We start from the raw sequence: 15,711 nt of genomic DNA on the forward strand, positions 1-15,711 counted from the left end.
GCGGGAGTGGCAGGTCTGGGGGGTCACTGATGTCGCGTGAACGAGTGGCACGGCGGGTGGCGACGGCGGCGGCCTACGGCGGTGGGGGCATCGGACTGCTCGGTGCCGGGGTCGCCGGGCTGCTGCTCGCCGAGGCGAAGCTCGCCGCGGTCAAGCTGGACGTCCTGCAGGGCGACCCGCTGCCCGCCGACGGCTGCTACGGCCGGGAGCTGGCCGAGGACGGCGCCGAGCCGCTGGCCCTGGTGGTGCTCGGTGACTCCACCGCCGCCGGGTTCGGCGTGGACCACGCGGTCCGGACCCCGGCGGTGCTGCTCGCCTGCGGCATCGCCGCGATCGCCGAACGGCCGGTGCGGCTGACCGTCGTCGCGGCGAACGGGGCCGTCTCGGCGGACCTGGAGCGGCAGCGGGAGCTGGCGCTGCGGCGCGAGTCCGCACCGGACCTCGCGCTGGTCATGATCGGGGCCAATGACGTCGCCCAGCAGGTCAGGACCGCCGAGGCGGCGCGGATCCTCGGCGACACGGTGCGCCGGCTGCGGGCGGCCGGGGCCGCGGTGGTCGTCGGAACCTGCCCGGATCTCGGCGCGGTGGCCGGCATCCTGCCGCCGCTGCGCTGGCTGGCCGCGCGGGCCAGCCGCCGGCTGGCGGCGGCGCAGGACCGGGCCGTGGTCGAGGCGGGCGGGCACAGCGTGCTGCTCGGCACGCTGCTCGGACCGGAGTTCGCCGGTCGCCCGGAGATGTTCGCCTCGGACCGCTACCACCCCTCCGACCAGGGCTATCTGGCGGCCGCGATGACCCTGATGCCGACCATGTGCGCGGCCCTGGACATCTGGCCGGGTGAGGGCGCCGCCCAGGCGGCCCAGACAGCCCGAGCAGCCCAGGCGCCCGCGACCCGGGGCGCCCGCGAGGGCGCCGGCCGGCCGGCGCGGGTCGCCGCCCTCCTCGATCCCCGGTAGCCGGGGCCCCGGTAGCCGCGGCCCGGATCAGGCCAGCAGCTTGTCCTTGGCCTTCTGGAACTCCTCCTCGGTGATCGCTCCCGAGGACTTGAGGTCGGCCAGCCTGGAGAGTTCGTCCACCTGGCTGGAACCGCCGCCCGCGCCGCCGGGGGCCGCGGCGGCCTGGCGGACGTACTGCTTGAACGCGGCGTCGGCCTGCTGGGCCTGCTCCCGGTCCCGCTCGCTCATGGAGCGGCCCCGGATGATCACGTAGAGCAGCACGCCCAGGAACGGCAGCACGATCACCAGGAGGATCCAGCCGGCCTTGGCCCAGCCGCTCAGGGTGTGGTCGCGGAACAGGTCAGTGATGATCTTGAACAGCAGGAAGAACCAGAGGATCCAGAGGAAGAACTCCAGCATGGTCCAGAACACGTTGAGCAAGGGGTAGTTCGACATGGTCAGCTCCAGCTGCTCGGCCCGCTGAGATGCGGCGATGACGCCTGAAAAACAGTCATATCACCGCAAATCAGGTTACGCATGCCCGGAACTCCCCTCGCGGTCCAGCTCCGCGTCCAGCGCCAGGGCGGCGTGGACCAGGGCCAGGTGGGTGAAGGCCTGCGGGAAATTGCCCAGCTGCTCGCCGGTGGGTCCGATCTCCTCGGCGAACAGGCCGACGTGGTTGGCGTAGGTGAGCATCTTGTCGAAGGCGTAGCGGGCCTGGTCCAGCCGGCCGGCCCGGGCCAGCGCCTCCACGTAGAGGAAGCTGCACAGCGAGAAGGTCCCCTCGCTGCCGCGCAGCCCGTCCGGGGAGGCCGACGGGTCGTAGCGGTAGACCAGGCTGTCCGACACCAGCTCCCGGTCCATCGCGTCCAGGGTGGACAGCCAGCGGCTGTCGCGCGCGGTGATGAAGCCGACCTTCGGCATCAGCAGCAGCGAAGCGTCCAGGACCTCGCTGCCGTAGTGCTGGACGAACGCCCGGCGGGTGGGGCTCCAGCCGTGCTCCATGACCTGGCGCAGGATGGCGTCGCGGGCGGCGGTCCAGCCGGGCAGGTCGGCCGGCCGGGCGAACCGGGTGGCCAGCCGGATGCCGCGGTCCAGGGCGGCCCAGCACATCACCCGGCTGTAGGTGAAGTCCTGGCGGCCGCCCCGGGTCTCCCAGATCCCCTCGTCGGGGCGGTCCCAGTGGTCGGCCAGCCAGTCCAGCAGGTCGGCCACGACCAGCCAGCCCTCGTAGCCGGCCATGTCGGCGACGTCCTCGGCCTGGGCCAGGCCGTAGACGGCCTCGCCGTAGATGTCCAGCTGCAGCTGGTCGGCGGCGCCGTTGCCGATCCGGACCGGGAAGGAGCCGCGGTAGCCCTCGAAGTGCCGCAGCTCCTCCTCGGACAGCTGCGGGTCACCGTCGATCCGGTACATGATCTGCAGCCGCTCGCCGCCAGCGGTGCTGCCGGCCCGGATCCGGGCGCCGAGCCAGCGCCGGAAGGCGTCCGCCTCCTCGCTGTAGCCCAGCGCGACCAGCGCGCTCACCGAGAGCGAGGCGTCACGGATCCAGGTGAAGCGGTAGTCCCAGTTGCGCTCCCCGCCCAGCTGCTCGGGCAGGCCGGCGGTGGCGGCGGCGATCAGGGCGCCGGTGGGGGCGTAGGTGAGCAGCTTGAGGGTGATCGCGGAGCGGTTGACCATCTGCTGCCAGCGGCCCCGGTAGCGGCAGCGGCTGATCCAGCGGTGCCAGTAGTGTCGGGTGGCGTCGAACAGCTCCCGCGTCGCCTCCTCGGTCAGCGGCTCCGGCGGTGCGGCGTCGGCGCCGCCGGTGGTCAGCACGAACGCGGCCAGTTCGCCCTCGGGCAGCGTGAATTCCGCGGTGGCGTCGGTGTCGTCGCAGCTCAGCTGCTGCGGTCCGACGGACTGGAGGTAGGCGGCGGCGTCCGCGGCGTGGAAGCCGACGCCTCCGGAGGCCAGGGTGCTGGTGCGGTGCTCGGCCCGGCCGTAGTCGAAGCGGGGACGGCACTCCAGTCGGAAGGTGACGGTTCCGCGCACCGTGCGCACGGCCCGGACGATCCGGTGCCGGTCCGAGGCCACGCCCGGCTCGTCCAGCGGCATGAAGTCGATCACCTCGCCGATCCCGGCCGGCGTCAGGAAGCGGGTGACCAGGACCGCCGAGTCGGGCAGGTAGAGCTGGCGGACCGTCATCTGCTCGGCATCGGCATCGGCGCTGGCGTCGGCGTCCGCGGCGGCGGTGACTGCGCTGATGCAGAAGGTGCCGCCCCGGTCGTGGTCGAGCAGGGCGGCGAAGATGCTCGGGGAGTCGAAGCGCGGGGCGCAGAACCAATCGATGGCACCGTCGGAGGAGACCAGTGCGGCGGTCTGCAGGTCGCCGACGATCCCGTGGTCGGCGATGGGGGGATAGCGGCGCATGGCGGGCTCGCTCCTCTTCCGGCCGGGGCCGGTTGGAAGATCGTCCGGGCGGACGGGTCGAGCCTTTCAGCCGCGGTGGCGGGCGGCGCGGGGGATGTGCCGTTCGGGTGAGCGGCCGGACCGGGGCCGGTCAGCCCACGCGGGGGTCGACCGCGACGAAGCGGCCGGTGCGTCCGGCCTCGGTGCCGGCGAGGCCCAGCGAGACCAGGGCGTCCAGGGCCCGGCGGACCCGCCGCTCGCCGGTGCCCAGCAGGTCGGCGAGCTCGGCGACGGACGCGGGGGAGCGGGAGACCAGATGCCGGTAGGTCTCCTCCGTATGGTCGTCAAGTCCCATGGACTCGAGCATGCGGTCTTCCTCCGACGCGGTGCCTGGTGCCTGGGCTGCTCCGGCCAGGGCGGCCGATGCTGCCAGTCTTCCGTGCGTCGCGAGCGGATGACCACAACCGGCAGGTGTCCGGTTCGGGAATTCGAGGCGGCGCCCGCACCGCCGGGCGCTGCTCCTACGAGCCGGAGCAGCGCCGTGGGGGAGGATCGTCGGTCACGAGCGGTCATGGGTGGTAGGGAGTGGTCGGAATCGGAATCGGTTGTCGGAGTCGGTTGGGGGTGGTCAGGACGGGTCGACGGGCAGCCCGGCCGTCCGCGCTGCTTCTCCCTCCTTCAGTAGCCGCCCGCGCAGGGCGAGGTCGATCTCGAACCGGGACTGCGGGTTGGTCAGCGCGCCGCCGAACAGCTTCTCCAGCCGGCGCATCCGCTGGCGCACCGTCTGCGGGTGCAGCCCCAGCGTGACCGCCACCTCGGGCGCGCTGCCGCTGCTGGCCCCGAGCCAGGCCAGCAGGGTGGCCTCCAGATGACGGCGGCGGTTGGGGGTGAGCCCGCCGAGCGGGGCCAGGCAGCGTTCGCTGACCAGCCCGACCAGGGCCTGGTCGCCGAGGAGCAGCACCGCCGACAGGTTCTCGTCGCAGTAGGTGGGACCCGGGGCGTTGGCCAGGACCGTGCCGGGCAGCCGCTCGGCGACGGTGCGGGCCCAGCGGAGCGACTCGGCGGCGTTCACCCAGGGCACCGCGGGGCCGACCACGGCGGGCTGGTCCCCGAGCAGCCGGGCCAACTGCTCCCTGGCACCGGGGGCGTGGGGCTCCGGGAGGATGAGGAAGGCGTCGGGGCCGTCCAACTGCGCCAGGACGTCCGGCCGGCGCCGCAGCCGGTCGGCGCCGCCCGGGCCGAGCGGGTTGCGGTCGGCCGGTGTGTCGCAGTCCCCCGGCCGCAGCAGCACCACCGCGGAGAGCGCGGGGGGCAGCTTCCACCGGGCCGCGCGCGCGGCCTCGGCCACCAGGTAGGCGGGTTCGCCGGCCAGCAGCGACCTGAGCAGTTTCTGGCGCAGGAAGCGCTGGGTGCCGGCCTCGTCGGTCCGGGCCTGGGTGTAGCCGGCGGCTGCGGCGACCACGATCTGGTCGGCGTAGGCGAAGATCACCTCGGCGAGCAGGGCCAGCGTCCCCAGGGAGACCCCAGTGTGCCGGGCGACCATCGCGTACCTGCGCCAGACCAGTCGGGCGCCGAGGCGGTAGGCGGACTGCAGCAGGTCCAGGCTGCGGCCGGCCCGGCACTCGCTGCGTCCCAGCGCGCGGTGGACGGTGGCGGAGGCGGCGCTGGAACTGCGGTCGCCCGCGATCAGGTCGGCGAAGTGGGTCAGTGCCCGGCCGGTGGCGCGGTGCAGCACAGCTCCGGATTCGTCCTGCTCGAAGAGCTGGGCGAACTCCGGTATCTGACGGCATATCTGCTCGACGATCTCGGACACCAGCCGCGGGTTCTCGCCCCGCAGCAGCCGGGCCAGGCCCGGCGGCAGGGCCACCCAGGGTGCGTCGTGCGGCACCGTGCGCGGTGCCTCTGCCTGCGGTCCGGCGTTCCGGGGCACCGGCACCCGGTCCCGGCGGACGACGAGCGAGGCGGCCCGAGGTGGATGGGCTGACGGGGCACGCTGGGGTGCGAGGCCCGAACCGTGTTGCGTTGCAGTGGACATGCGACCTCCTTCGCCGGTCCTGCGGGCGCCGCCGGCCGGGGAAGTCGAACCGGTGGCGCCCGCTGACCTTGGGAGTGAATCAACCGCCCGGTACCGGTGGCGCCGGTCGGGGCCGTTGGGCCGGAGGAGTCAGCGGGTGACCACCCGGCCGATCCGAGCATAGGGGGAGTCATCCGTCCGGAACGGGGCACAGCGCCTCCGTTAGGAATTGATAAGAGAGTTGCCCTTCAACGCCGGAGGCGCGACGGCAGGACCGGAGCCCGATCCGCGCCGCGGATGCGGAACCCGATTTCCCCGGCCGGGGTGCGATTTCCGAAAATGTTCGCACCTGCAGCGGTGATATCCCGACGCGATCGCTCACCTACGGGCAGGTCCGTCGATGTCATGACTGGACAGCGGCAAACCAGTTGATGATGATGAGCAGCAATTCATGTGGGAGGACCGGAAGTGACCACTGGAATGGCGCATCAGCACGGATTGAGGCGGTCCGGCCCCGAAGTCCGTACGGAGCCCTGGATATCCGACCGCGACGCCGGGACCACGCAGCTGCTGCGCGACGAGTACGGGGTGCTGTCCTCGCTCCGCTGCCTGGACGTCGGGCTTGCCGCCGACCCCGGTTTCCAGGGCGCCTACCCGGCGGAGACCTCGGCGCTGGCGGCCCTGGACGACCCCCGGGTGGCGCCGCCGGAACGCTATGTGGTGGGCGCCACCGGCCGCATCATCGCCGTGGTCCGCAGGCATGTCGACGGCACCCCGCTGTCGGTGCTGCTGGGGCAGCGGACCCGCGGCTTCGACTGGCAGACCGCCGCGGTGGTGGTCACCGACGTGCTGGCCGCACTGAGCGCACTGCACGGGCGCGGGGTGCCGCACCGCAGTGTGCACCCGAGCCAGGTCCTGGTCGGCACCAACGGCGTGTGCGTGCTGGTCGACGTCGGGCTGGCCCGGCGGACCGGCGGTGATGACGGTACGTCAAACACCGCGGGTGCCGAGGCCGGGGCCGGAGTCGAGCGGCGGGAGACGGCGATCGCGGCGGACCTCTCCGCGGTCGCGGTGCTGTTCGCGGCCTGCGTCGGGCAGATCGACAGCGGGACCGGCGCCAACGCGGGCTCCCCGGCGGCGGACGGCGTCCCCGACCTGCTGCGCGCGGTGCTGGAACGTGCCAACGATCCCGACGCCCGCGACGGCAGGACCGCGGCCGACCTGCTCACCGCCTTCGGCAAGGTGACCGCGCGGGCCTTCGACGCGGGGTGGGTAGAGCGGGGCCGTGAGCGGCTGGCCGCCCTGGTCGCGGACAACCGGCAGGCGCCTGCCGGGCTGACCGAGATGCTGCGGGCCGGGTGGAGCCGGCGCCGGGCTCCTGGCCGGAAGGCCGGTCGCACCGAGGAACCGGCTGAGCATCCGTCACCCTCCACTCCGCAGACCGGGCTCAGGACCGCAGTGGTGGCCGCGCTGCCGGTTGGACTTCAGGCCAGGCTGCGCAGGCCGGGGGCGCTCTGGCGGGCCGGGATCCTGCTGCTCATGGTCGCTGGTGTCATCGCGGCCACGGTGTCGGGTCTCAGCACCAAGGGGGTCAAGCATCCGTCGGCGTCGGCTGCGGGCCGCGCGTCCGCGCATCCCTCGGCGATCGGCACCGCGGCGGCGGCCCCGGTCCCCAGCCCGAGCCTCAGCCCCAGCTCCAGTCCCAGCCATGCCGCCGGCTCCGTTCCGAGTACCGGCCCCAGTAACGGTGCCAGTGCCGGTACCGGGCCGACCACGGCCCCGGGCGCCTGGCAGACGGTCGGCTACACCAACCGCGGGGCCCTGACCCGGGACCCGGCGGTCTCGCGCAGCGGGGACGGCTCGCTCAGGCTCGCAGCCCCGGCCGGCGGACACGTCTTCGCAGGCCTCGCCACCCTGATGGCCGCACAACCGGGGACCCGGACCTACGCCGCCTGGGTCAGGACCGAGGGACCGGCGCAGCAGAAGGTCTGCATCGACATTCTGTTCTACGACTCGACGGGCCGTCAGATCGGCTCGGACCATGCCGCGTTCACCAACGGCGGCAGTCACGACTGGCAGGCGGTCTCGGTCACACTGGCCAGGCCCTACGGAGCGACCCGGACCGACTTCCAACTGCGCCTCGGCGACCAGGGTCTGAGTCAGGGCGGATCCGCCTGGTTCGACGACGTCACCGTGGCCGGTCCGTGAATCCCCGGGGAAATTCCGGGTATTCCGTAAGCCGACCGTAAGCCGACGGCAATCGGCTGCGCGGCAATTGCGCCCCGGGCAGGGGAATGCCGCGACGCCGGCGGCGGGTGTGGCCGGACTACCGCCGCCGGCGTCGCTCTTTCGGTTCGGTCAGCTGGCTTTGAAGGTGAACCAGTTGATGTTCACGAAGTCGGCGGGCTGCCCGCTGGAGAAGGTGAGGTAGACGGTCTGCACCCCGGTGGTGCGGGTGATGGTGGCGGGGACGGTCTGCCAGGTCTGCCAGCCGCCGGTACTGGCGAGGGAGAAGCTCCCCAGCACGGTGCCGGTGGGGCTGTTGAGCCGGACCTGGACCAGGCCGCTGACACCGGCGGCGGCTCCGGAGGCGACCCGGGCCTGGAACTGGGTGGCCCCGGTGCTGCCGAAGTCGATGCCGGAGTAGCTGAGCCAGTCCCCGTTGGCGATCCAGCCGACGTCCTGGCCGCCGTTGGTGTCGCTGCAGGTCTCGGTCTGGGTGCCGGACTGCCCGGAGTAGGACTCGGCCTGGATGGTGCCGAAGGCGCCGGTCCCGGTCCCGGTGCCGCTGGTCGGGGTGGCCGAGGCGGAGGCCGAGGTGGTCGTCGAACCACCCTGTGCCGCACCGACACTGATGGTGAGTGAGGTCGGTGAGGCCGACTGGACCCGGCCCTCGAAGTCGACCCCGGCCGGGTGGACATCGTCGTAGGGGAAGGCGTAGCCCAGGTGGTCGGTCGAGGTCTGGTGCACGATGCGGGCGTAGTGGTTGGTGCGGGCCTGCGCGTAGAAGGCGGAGGGGTTCTCGCCGTCCGGCTGGTTGGCGTCGGCCAGCAGTGTGGTGCGGTTCAGGGCGGCGGCCAGACGGGCGCTGAGGTTGCCCATCTCGTCGTTGCCGGTGGTGAACGGGGCGCTGCTGCAGTTGAACACGGCCGCGGTGCTGGGCTTGGCGAAGCTGCCGACGCCGGGGAAGCTCAGCACGCCGTTGCTGACGCGTCCGGTGGTGGTCCCCCAGGAGGCCTGGGTGTCGATCACCAGGTCGGTGCTCTGGTACTTCGTCCAGACCTGGTCGATGTAGCTGTCGAGATAGCCGCTGAACAGCGCGGGGTTGGCGGTTATCGCGGTGTTGGGGCTGAGCACGCGCAGCGTCGCCCCGCTGGAGTTGGTGACGATGAGCTTGGCCCAGTCGCTGCCGTCGGTGGCGGCCTGGGCGCGCAGCGCGGACGCCACCGTCTCCAGCCCCCCGGCCGGCAGGCCGTTCACGGTCTGGGCGCCCTGCGGCGTCTGGAGGTTGAACGAGATGGGCACGGACGCGAAGTCCACGTAGCTGATGTTGGCGTACAGCTGGGTGGTGTCGTAGGTGAACTCGCAGAAGCTGTACGCCGTGGCGATGTTGGGGTCGGTGGGGTTGGACACCGACGGCATGGCTATGCCGGGACCGGGGTTGACCAGGAAGGTGAGCTTGCTGCCGATGGAGAAGTAGATGCGCCCGCTGGCCAGGTGCGGAACGTAGATGGTCTTGGCAGGCGAGCCCGGGGCGTTGAGCGCGATCGCGCAGTCGGCACCGAGCGCGGCTCCGGGCGCGGAGGGGGACGGCGGGTGGTAGAGCGTGCTGCCGTCGGCCTCCAGGAAGGCCCAGCTGTTGCCCTGGTTCAGGTCGAGGCCCAGGACGTAGGCGTAGACCGTGGCGGACGAGGTGTTGTTGGCCAGCTGGACCGGAAGGGTGGCGGTGGTGCTCGCCGAGGCGCTGCGGCGGATGGTGGTGAGCAGGACCGGCGCGGCCACTGCCGCGATCGAGGCGCTGATCAGTTTTCGACGGGAGATCACGTCTTGCTCCTGGGGGCCGGACAGCCAGGCGTGGGGGTCGCAGGCGGTCGTGACGGGTGGTCGGTTGAGTCAGCACGTGGACCGGTCGCCGGAAACGGAACCCCGGTTGGCGTGTCATGCACACTCTTGCCGTCACTTCACGCATCGTCAATATCCCGCGCTTGAAAGCGCTCTCAACTCAACCTTAAATAAAACTCTTGAACGCATTCACCCCCCGTTGGTCGCACCGTGGTCCGGTCCGTCGGTCCAGGTCACGGTGAGGTCCTCACGTGCACCGAAGCGCTCGATGTTGCCTCCGACGATCTGCTGCAGCCTGACGAGGTCGGCGGGGGTGGCGGCGTCGACGGCCAGCAGCAGGCAGTCGGGCTCCGCGGTGATGCGGCAGACGCCGGTGGAGCCGGGGAACTCGATCACTCCGTCGGGCGGGGTCCACCGGGCCCGGGACGCCTTCCAGGCGGCGTGACCGCACAGCTGCTTGCCGTACCGCTCGCCGCGCTCGGTCGGGATGCGGGCGTGGGCGCTGACCGGTCCCTGCTGGCGGCCGTTGTCGGCGGGCGCAGGGTCGGCGGGCGCAGGGTCGGCCGGGGCGGGGTCGGGGGTGTGTGAGCGGGGGTGGTGCACGGGGGCCTCCCGGGTCGTGGAATCGCGGTGCCGAGGGTTTCGGGGCGCCGCGCCGTCAGTTTTGCTATACATAGTGTCGCTGTCAAGACATAGTGTCCTCACCCTGTCTGGGAGGCTTGGCCTACCAGCAGGGAGGAAGCCGGTCGTGGCGCCGCCGACCGCGGTGAGTCAGGGTGGAGTCAACGGCACCCGGCAGCGGGCGCCACGGCAGACAGGGAGAGGGCCATGCGGGAGTTCCTGGTCGAGCTGACCACCACCGTCCCCGAGGGAACCGAGCAGGCCGAGGTGGACCGTCGCCGCGCGGCCGAAGCCGTCCGGGCCAGGGAACTCGCCGCCACCGGGAATCTGGGGCGGCTGTGGCGTCCGGTCGGTGAACTGCGCAGCCTCGGCATCTGGCGGGCCGCCGACGAGGCCGAGCTGAACGAGAAGGTGCTCGGCAGCCTCCCGCTGCGACCGTGGATGACCGCCGTGATCACACCGCTGGAGTCGCACCCCAACGACCCGGGCTGGACCGGAGCCGGCGCCTGAGCAGTCCTCACCGCGTCCACCGACCACGAGTGAGGACCCCGTCATGAGCTCCGCAACCCCGGGCGCCGCCGTGGCCGCCGAGGGGCGCCGCCGTTCGTCCGCACGGCCCGGGGGTGGTGCCGGGTCCCCGTGGGCGCATGTCCTGCGGGCCGCCGCCGCGTTGGCGGCCGCCATGGGCGTCGGCCGCTTCGTCTACACCCCGATCCTGCCGCTGATGCACGCTCAGGCCGGGCTGAGCGCCTCGGCCGGCGCGAACCTGGCCACCGCCAACTACGTCGGTTACCTGGTGGGTGCGCTGGTGGGGATCCTGGTCCCGGCGGCCGTGCGCTCCCGCACCGTGCTGCGCGGCTCCCTGGTGGTGCTGACCGGGTCGCTGGCCGCGATGCCGTTGAGCCACGCCGTACCGGTCTGGGCGGTGCTGCGGCTGCTCGCCGGTGTCGCGAGCGCACTGGTCTTCGTCATCGCGGTCAGCTCGCTGCTCAACCATCTGCGTGAGTACCCGCCGCAGCTGCCCGGATGGGGCCTGGGCGGTGTCGGCGCCGGGATCGCGCTGTCCGGCCTGCTGGTCCTGGTGCTGCGTCAGGCGGCCGACTGGCGTGCAGCCTGGTGGGCCGCGGCCGCACTGGCGGCGGCGCTGTCCGCCGCGGCCTGGACGCTGCGCCCGGCGCCCGTCGGCGACGCGGCCGACCACGGGGAACAGCCGCGGGCCCACCGCTGGTTCGGCTGGCTGCTGGCCTCGTACACGCTGGAGGGCATCGGCTACATCATCGCCGGCACCTTCCTGGTCGCGGCGATCGGGCAGTCCTCGCCGGGCTGGATCGGCAGCGGCGCCTGGGTGCTGGTGGGACTGGCCGCGGTGCCGTCCGCGGCGCTCTGGGCCCGGCTGGGACGCCGATGGTCCCGTCCCGACCTGCTGCTGGCCGCGCTGCTGGTGCAGGCGGTCGGCATCGCCCTGCCTGCCCTGGTCGGTGGGATCGCCGCCGCCCTGGTCTCGGCGACCCTGTTCGGCGGGACCTTCATCGGCATCAGCACCCTCGCGCTGGCCACCGGAGCGCAGCTGCGGTTCCCGCGCTCGGTCGCCCTGCTCACCGCCGGCTACTCCGTCGGCCAGATCCTGGGCCCCGTCGCCGTCACCCCCCTCCTCCACCACGGCTACCACCAGGCCCTCCTGCTGGCCGCCGCCGTGGTCCTCGCCGCCGCCGCAGCGGCAGCCGTGCTGCGCATCGGATTCCCACCGGGCGAGCGGTGACCGCAGATCCTTCAGCGGTGCGGTTCGAGGTCCAGAACCACATCGCAGTCCAGTGCGGCGGCCAGGCGCTGTAGTACGGGCAGGGTGGGGGTGGTCCTGCCGGACTCCACCCGGGAGACGAAGGCCTGGCCGGTGCCGGCTCGCGCGGCCAACTCCGCCTGTGACAGGCCCAGTGCGGTGCGTCTGTTACGGATCAGCTCGGCGGCCGTCACTGCGGGTCCTGGTCGTAGCGCGGCAGCTCGCCGGTGTCGATGACCCACTCCCTGATGGTGATCTTGTCACCGAAGACATAGGGCACACGGGCGTCGTAGGCAGCGGTGCCGCTCCTGGTGGTGATGGCCCAGTAGTGGACGCAGGTGCCGTCGCGAGGGTCGACGATCAAATAGTGCGGGATGCCCAGCTGGGGATAGTGGCGCAGCTTGCTCTCGTAGTCGTTCTCCGGATTCGACGGCGACACGATCTCGACTGCCGCCAGCAGCGCACGGGGACTGATGGCGTCATCCGTGTCCATGGCCGCCTCCGGAAGTACCAGCACGTCAGGACGGCGCAGCTGGCCCAGGGCGGCTTCTTCGATGTCACCGGAGGTGGTGGCGACGATCCCCGGGGGGAGCTGCGGTTGGAGCTGACGCTCGATGCGCAGTGCGGCGAGGTCGTGGCGGCCAGCCGGACTCATCATCATGATGATCTGACCGTCGCTGATCTCGACACGGGGGCTGAACGGCGCCGGCGGCGTGAAGTGTGCAGCGAACGCGCGCAGGTGTCTGTAGATCTCCTGCTTCGTGGCGGCGGTCATGAGTCAACCGTACATGACGAAATCGTCATACCGGAGTTCCCCGCTCCTGGTCCGACCCCGGGGTTGGGCAGTGGTCGCAATCCGCAGTGAAGTTGAATTTTTGCAGAGATGTATCAAACCATTGCGGATGGATGTCGACACGGTTACGTTCCCTGCGGCACAGTGCCTTTCTCTGTGCATGCCAGATCCCAGGGAGGGACCCGATGAGACTCCTGCCCAGCACTGCCCCGCGCGCCTGGATCGGACTGGCCGTCACGGCCTTACTGGCGGGCCCGCTGCTGGTCCCGGTCGCGGCGACGCCGGCCGCGGCGGCCACCGGCGCCGGGGCGACGGTCCCGTTCACCAGCCTTGAGGCCGAGGCGGGGACGCTCAGCGGCGGAGCCACCGCCGTGTCGCCGACCTCCGCGCCGACCACGCAGTACTCGAGTCCGGCCCTGGAGGCCTCCGGACACGCGTATGTGCAGCTGACCAACACCGGTCAGGCCGTGCAGTGGACCAACACCACCGGCGCGCCCATCACCGCGCTCAACCTCCGCGAGAGCATCCCCGACTCGTCCACCGGCGGCGGTACCACGGCGACCCTCGACCTCTACGTCGACGGCGTGTTCCGGCAGGCGCTGAACCTCAACTCCCGGCAGAGCTGGTTCTACGAGGGGACCAACTACAACGGCAGCGACCAGAACCCGGCCGACGGCGACCCGCGGGAGTTCTTCGACGAGTTGCACACCTTCGTCACCGGCGCCGCGATCGCCCCCGGCAGCACCATCACGTTGAAGAAGGACGCCGCCAACACCGCAGCGTTCTACTACATCGACGTCATGGACGTGGAGAACCCGCCGGCGCCGGCGACCCAGCCGGCCAACTCCATCTCCATCACCAGCTGCGGCGCGGTGGCCGACAACAACCCGACCAACGGGGCCGCGGACAGCGCGGCCGTCGACAGCACCGCCGCCATCCAGAACTGCATCAACCAGGCCGAGTCCCAGGGCAAGATCCTGTGGATCCCGGCCGGCACCTTCTACCTCAAGGGCACCACCGGGCTGAAGGCGCAGGGCATCACCATCGCCGGCGCGGGCATGTGGTATAGCACCATCTACCGTGACGTGCCGCTGCCCAACAGCACGCCGCTGGCCGCCACCTTCGAGCTGACCTCCTGTGACGTCCACGACTTCCACCTCGACTCCGACTCCACCAGCCGCGAGATGGTGGACGGCGGTGGCGGCGCCATGGACACCTCCGGGACCAACTGGGTCGCCGACAGCATCTGGAGCCAGCACGTCGAATCCGGCTTCTGGGCGTCCGGCACCGGCGGAACGGTGCAGAACAGCCGCGTCACCGCGGTGTGGGCGGACGGCATCAACCTCAACAACGTGTCGCTGAACAACTCCGTCGGCAACAACCTCACCGCGACCAACAACTTCGTCCGCGGCACCGGTGACGACGGCATGGCCATCAACTCGGTGAACTACAACACCGATTCCAGCGGCAACAAGACCTACTACACCGCGATGTCGCACATCACGATGACCCACAACACCGTCATCGCACCCTGGGGCGGCAAGGGCATCGGCATCTACGGCGGCAGCAACCAGGACGTCGAGAACAACTACATCGCCGACACCGCCCGCTACATCGGCCTGGGCGCCGGACGCTTCGGCGTCAACGGCAGCGACCTGCTCACCGCCACCGTCAACGGCAACACCATCGTCCGCTCCGGCGGCAACGGCTACAGCCAGGGCCAGCCGGCGCTGCAGATCGGCAACGGCGGCGACGGCCAGAACGTCGGCACCGTCGACCATGTGACGGCCACCAACAACACCGTGATCAACGCCCTCTACGACGGGATCGGCTTCTCCACCTCGACCAACACGCTGCTGCAGAACAACACGGTCACCGCGCCCTGGCGCAACGGCGTCGTCATCGCGCCGCCGTTCTACCCCGCGCCCACCGGGTCGGCCACCATCACCGGCAACACCGTCACCGGTCTCGGCTCGGGGATGGTGCCGTTCGTCAACAACTCCTCCGGCTTCACCGCGACCGCGAGCGGCAACAGCTGGAACGGCGGCGGCACCGTCGAGGGGCCGTACGGCGGCACCGCCGCGGCCGTCCCGGGCACGGTCCAGGCGGAGAACTACGACACCGGCGGCCAGGGCCTCGGGTACAACGTGTCCTCCGTCAACGGCACCGGCAACGCCTACCGCGGGGACGGCGTCGACCTGGAGACCACCTCCGACACCGGCGGCGGCTACGACCTCGGCTGGACCTCGGGCGGCCAGTGGTTCCGCTACACCGTCAACGTCGCCACCGCAGGCACCTACACGGTCAACCTGAGGATCGCCGCGCCCAGCGCGGTCACCGGCGCGCTGCACATCTCCGACGCCTCGGGGGCCAACCTGAGCGGCGCCGTCAGCCTGCCGGCGACGGGCGGGTGGCAGAACTGGGCCACCGTCAGCACCCAGGTGACGCTGCCGGTAGGACAGCAGGTGCTGACGGTCAATCAGGACAACGGCGGCTGGAACCTCAACAGCCTGCAGTTCGCAACCGGGCAGGCCGTGGCCACCAACCTCGCCGCGGGCCGGCCGACCGCCGAGTCGTCGCACAACGACGTCTACGCCTCGTCCAACGCGACCGACGGCAACCAGGCCTCGTACTGGGAGAGCGCCAACAACGCGTTCCCGCAGTGGCTGCAGGTGGACCTGGGATCGTCCCAGTCGGTGAGCCGGGTGGTGCTGCAACTGCCCGCGGGCTGGGGCGCACGCGACCAGACGCTGTCCCTGCTCGGCTCGACCGACGGGACCACCTTCACCACGGTGAAGGCGTCGGCGACCTACACCTTCACCCCGTCCGCCAACAACACCGTCACCATCACCTTCCCGGCCACCTCGCAGCGCTACCTGCGGGCCAACATCACCGCCAACACCGGCTGGCCGGCCGGCCAGGTCTCCGAGTTCCAGGTCTGGAACCAGTAGCAGCAGCACCCCCCCCGCGACGCGGTTCCGGCACCGGGCCTTCGACCCGGTGCCGGAACCGCGTTCGCACGTCCGCTGAACAGGCGTCAGACCAGGGATTCAGTCCTGCAGTTGGCTACGGTCCCGGCCCCGTCGCAGGTGTGATTGTTGCTCAAGCGATTGACAGCGGTCTG

The 15,711-nt window shown here is 71.5% G+C and carries 13 protein-coding genes; 5 read left to right on the top strand and 8 right to left on the bottom strand.

Features of this window, described 5'->3' with window-relative positions; all coding sequences use genetic code 11:
- Positions 1-29: 29 nt before the first annotated feature.
- The gene (locus IF29_RS0103305) at positions 30-953 is read left to right on the top strand and encodes an SGNH/GDSL hydrolase family protein (protein ID WP_084713438.1); all 924 of its coding nucleotides are present in this window, start codon (positions 30-32) and stop codon (positions 951-953) included.
- Between the two features lie 27 nt (positions 954-980).
- Here IF29_RS0103305 and IF29_RS0103310 read toward each other — a convergent pair whose 3' ends face one another.
- The 4 genes from IF29_RS0103310 to IF29_RS0103325 form a co-directional block, all read right to left on the bottom strand.
- Complete coding sequence (locus tag IF29_RS0103310; protein WP_030249224.1) at positions 981-1,388, bottom strand: SHOCT domain-containing protein; 408 nt, start codon at positions 1,386-1,388, stop codon at positions 981-983.
- Positions 1,389-1,463: 75 nt separating this feature from the next.
- A complete protein-coding gene (locus tag IF29_RS0103315) occupies positions 1,464-3,341 on the bottom strand; it encodes a glycoside hydrolase family 15 protein (RefSeq protein ID WP_030249226.1) in 1,878 nt (625 codons plus the stop codon).
- 130 nt (positions 3,342-3,471) lie between these two features.
- The gene (locus IF29_RS0103320) at positions 3,472-3,675 is read right to left on the bottom strand and encodes a helix-turn-helix domain-containing protein (RefSeq protein ID WP_198037251.1); all 204 of its coding nucleotides are present in this window, start codon (positions 3,673-3,675) and stop codon (positions 3,472-3,474) included.
- Positions 3,676-3,948: 273 nt separating this feature from the next.
- Positions 3,949-5,355 (bottom strand): PucR family transcriptional regulator, encoded by a 1,407-nt coding sequence (locus IF29_RS0103325; RefSeq protein WP_157623551.1) that lies wholly within the window; start codon positions 5,353-5,355, stop codon positions 3,949-3,951.
- A 447-nt stretch (positions 5,356-5,802) separates the two neighbouring features.
- On the opposite strand from IF29_RS0103325, the gene IF29_RS43150 reads away from it, so the two are divergent.
- A complete protein-coding gene (locus IF29_RS43150; RefSeq protein WP_157623553.1) occupies positions 5,803-7,542 on the top strand; it encodes a protein kinase in 1,740 nt (579 codons plus the stop codon).
- A gap of 150 nt (positions 7,543-7,692) precedes the next feature.
- Here IF29_RS43150 and IF29_RS0103335 read toward each other — a convergent pair whose 3' ends face one another.
- Together IF29_RS0103335 and IF29_RS44650 are read right to left on the bottom strand one after the other, a co-directional pair.
- A complete protein-coding gene (locus IF29_RS0103335) occupies positions 7,693-9,378 on the bottom strand; it encodes a beta-1,3-glucanase family protein (RefSeq protein WP_030249237.1) in 1,686 nt (561 codons plus the stop codon).
- 207 nt (positions 9,379-9,585) lie between these two features.
- The gene (locus tag IF29_RS44650; RefSeq protein ID WP_051724823.1) at positions 9,586-9,999 is read right to left on the bottom strand and encodes a DUF2218 domain-containing protein; all 414 of its coding nucleotides are present in this window, start codon (positions 9,997-9,999) and stop codon (positions 9,586-9,588) included.
- A 225-nt stretch (positions 10,000-10,224) separates the two neighbouring features.
- Between IF29_RS44650 and IF29_RS0103345 the strand changes: the two genes are divergently transcribed.
- Together IF29_RS0103345 and IF29_RS0103350 are read left to right on the top strand one after the other, a co-directional pair.
- Positions 10,225-10,527 (top strand): muconolactone Delta-isomerase family protein, encoded by a 303-nt coding sequence (locus IF29_RS0103345; RefSeq protein ID WP_030249242.1) that lies wholly within the window; start codon positions 10,225-10,227, stop codon positions 10,525-10,527.
- Between the two features lie 172 nt (positions 10,528-10,699).
- Complete coding sequence (locus IF29_RS0103350; protein WP_084713476.1) at positions 10,700-11,776, top strand: YbfB/YjiJ family MFS transporter; 1,077 nt, start codon at positions 10,700-10,702, stop codon at positions 11,774-11,776.
- A gap of 11 nt (positions 11,777-11,787) precedes the next feature.
- Here IF29_RS0103350 and IF29_RS0103355 read toward each other — a convergent pair whose 3' ends face one another.
- Positions 11,788-11,988 carry a helix-turn-helix domain-containing protein gene (locus IF29_RS0103355; RefSeq protein WP_030249248.1) on the bottom strand — a complete coding sequence of 67 codons (201 nt, stop codon included), beginning with the start codon at positions 11,986-11,988 and terminating at the stop codon, positions 11,788-11,790.
- Positions 11,985-12,569 carry a Uma2 family endonuclease gene (locus IF29_RS0103360; RefSeq protein WP_030249250.1) on the bottom strand — a complete coding sequence of 195 codons (585 nt, stop codon included), beginning with the start codon at positions 12,567-12,569 and terminating at the stop codon, positions 11,985-11,987. Before IF29_RS0103360 ends, IF29_RS0103355 begins: the two co-directional genes overlap by 4 nt.
- 203 nt (positions 12,570-12,772) lie before the next feature.
- Between IF29_RS0103360 and IF29_RS0103365 the strand changes: the two genes are divergently transcribed.
- Positions 12,773-15,538 (top strand): galactose-binding domain-containing protein, encoded by a 2,766-nt coding sequence (locus IF29_RS0103365; protein WP_030249253.1) that lies wholly within the window; start codon positions 12,773-12,775, stop codon positions 15,536-15,538.
- Positions 15,539-15,711: the final 173 nt, after the last annotated feature.

The sequence above is a fragment of the Streptacidiphilus jeojiense genome, assembly GCF_000719095.1.
Taxonomy (GTDB): domain Bacteria; phylum Actinomycetota; class Actinomycetes; order Streptomycetales; family Streptomycetaceae; genus Streptacidiphilus; species Streptacidiphilus jeojiensis.

What these genes read in the sequence shown, in the direction of transcription:
- IF29_RS0103350 (WP_084713476.1), top strand. Translation starts at nt 10,700, where the DNA reads ATGGGCGTCGGCCGCTTCGTCTACACCCCGATCCTGCCGCTGATGCAC.
- IF29_RS0103325 (WP_157623551.1), bottom strand. Translation starts at nt 5,355, where the DNA reads ATGTCCACTGCAACGCAACACGGTTCGGGCCTCGCACCCCAGCGTGCC.
- IF29_RS0103310 (WP_030249224.1), bottom strand. Translation starts at nt 1,388, where the DNA reads ATGTCGAACTACCCCTTGCTCAACGTGTTCTGGACCATGCTGGAGTTC.
- IF29_RS0103305 (WP_084713438.1), top strand. Translation starts at nt 30, where the DNA reads ATGTCGCGTGAACGAGTGGCACGGCGGGTGGCGACGGCGGCGGCCTAC.
- IF29_RS0103345 (WP_030249242.1), top strand. Translation starts at nt 10,225, where the DNA reads ATGCGGGAGTTCCTGGTCGAGCTGACCACCACCGTCCCCGAGGGAACC.
- IF29_RS0103360 (WP_030249250.1), bottom strand. Translation starts at nt 12,569, where the DNA reads ATGACCGCCGCCACGAAGCAGGAGATCTACAGACACCTGCGCGCGTTC.
- IF29_RS0103365 (WP_030249253.1), top strand. Translation starts at nt 12,773, where the DNA reads ATGAGACTCCTGCCCAGCACTGCCCCGCGCGCCTGGATCGGACTGGCC.
- IF29_RS0103320 (WP_198037251.1), bottom strand. Translation starts at nt 3,675, where the DNA reads ATGGGACTTGACGACCATACGGAGGAGACCTACCGGCATCTGGTCTCC.
- IF29_RS0103315 (WP_030249226.1), bottom strand. Translation starts at nt 3,341, where the DNA reads ATGCGCCGCTATCCCCCCATCGCCGACCACGGGATCGTCGGCGACCTG.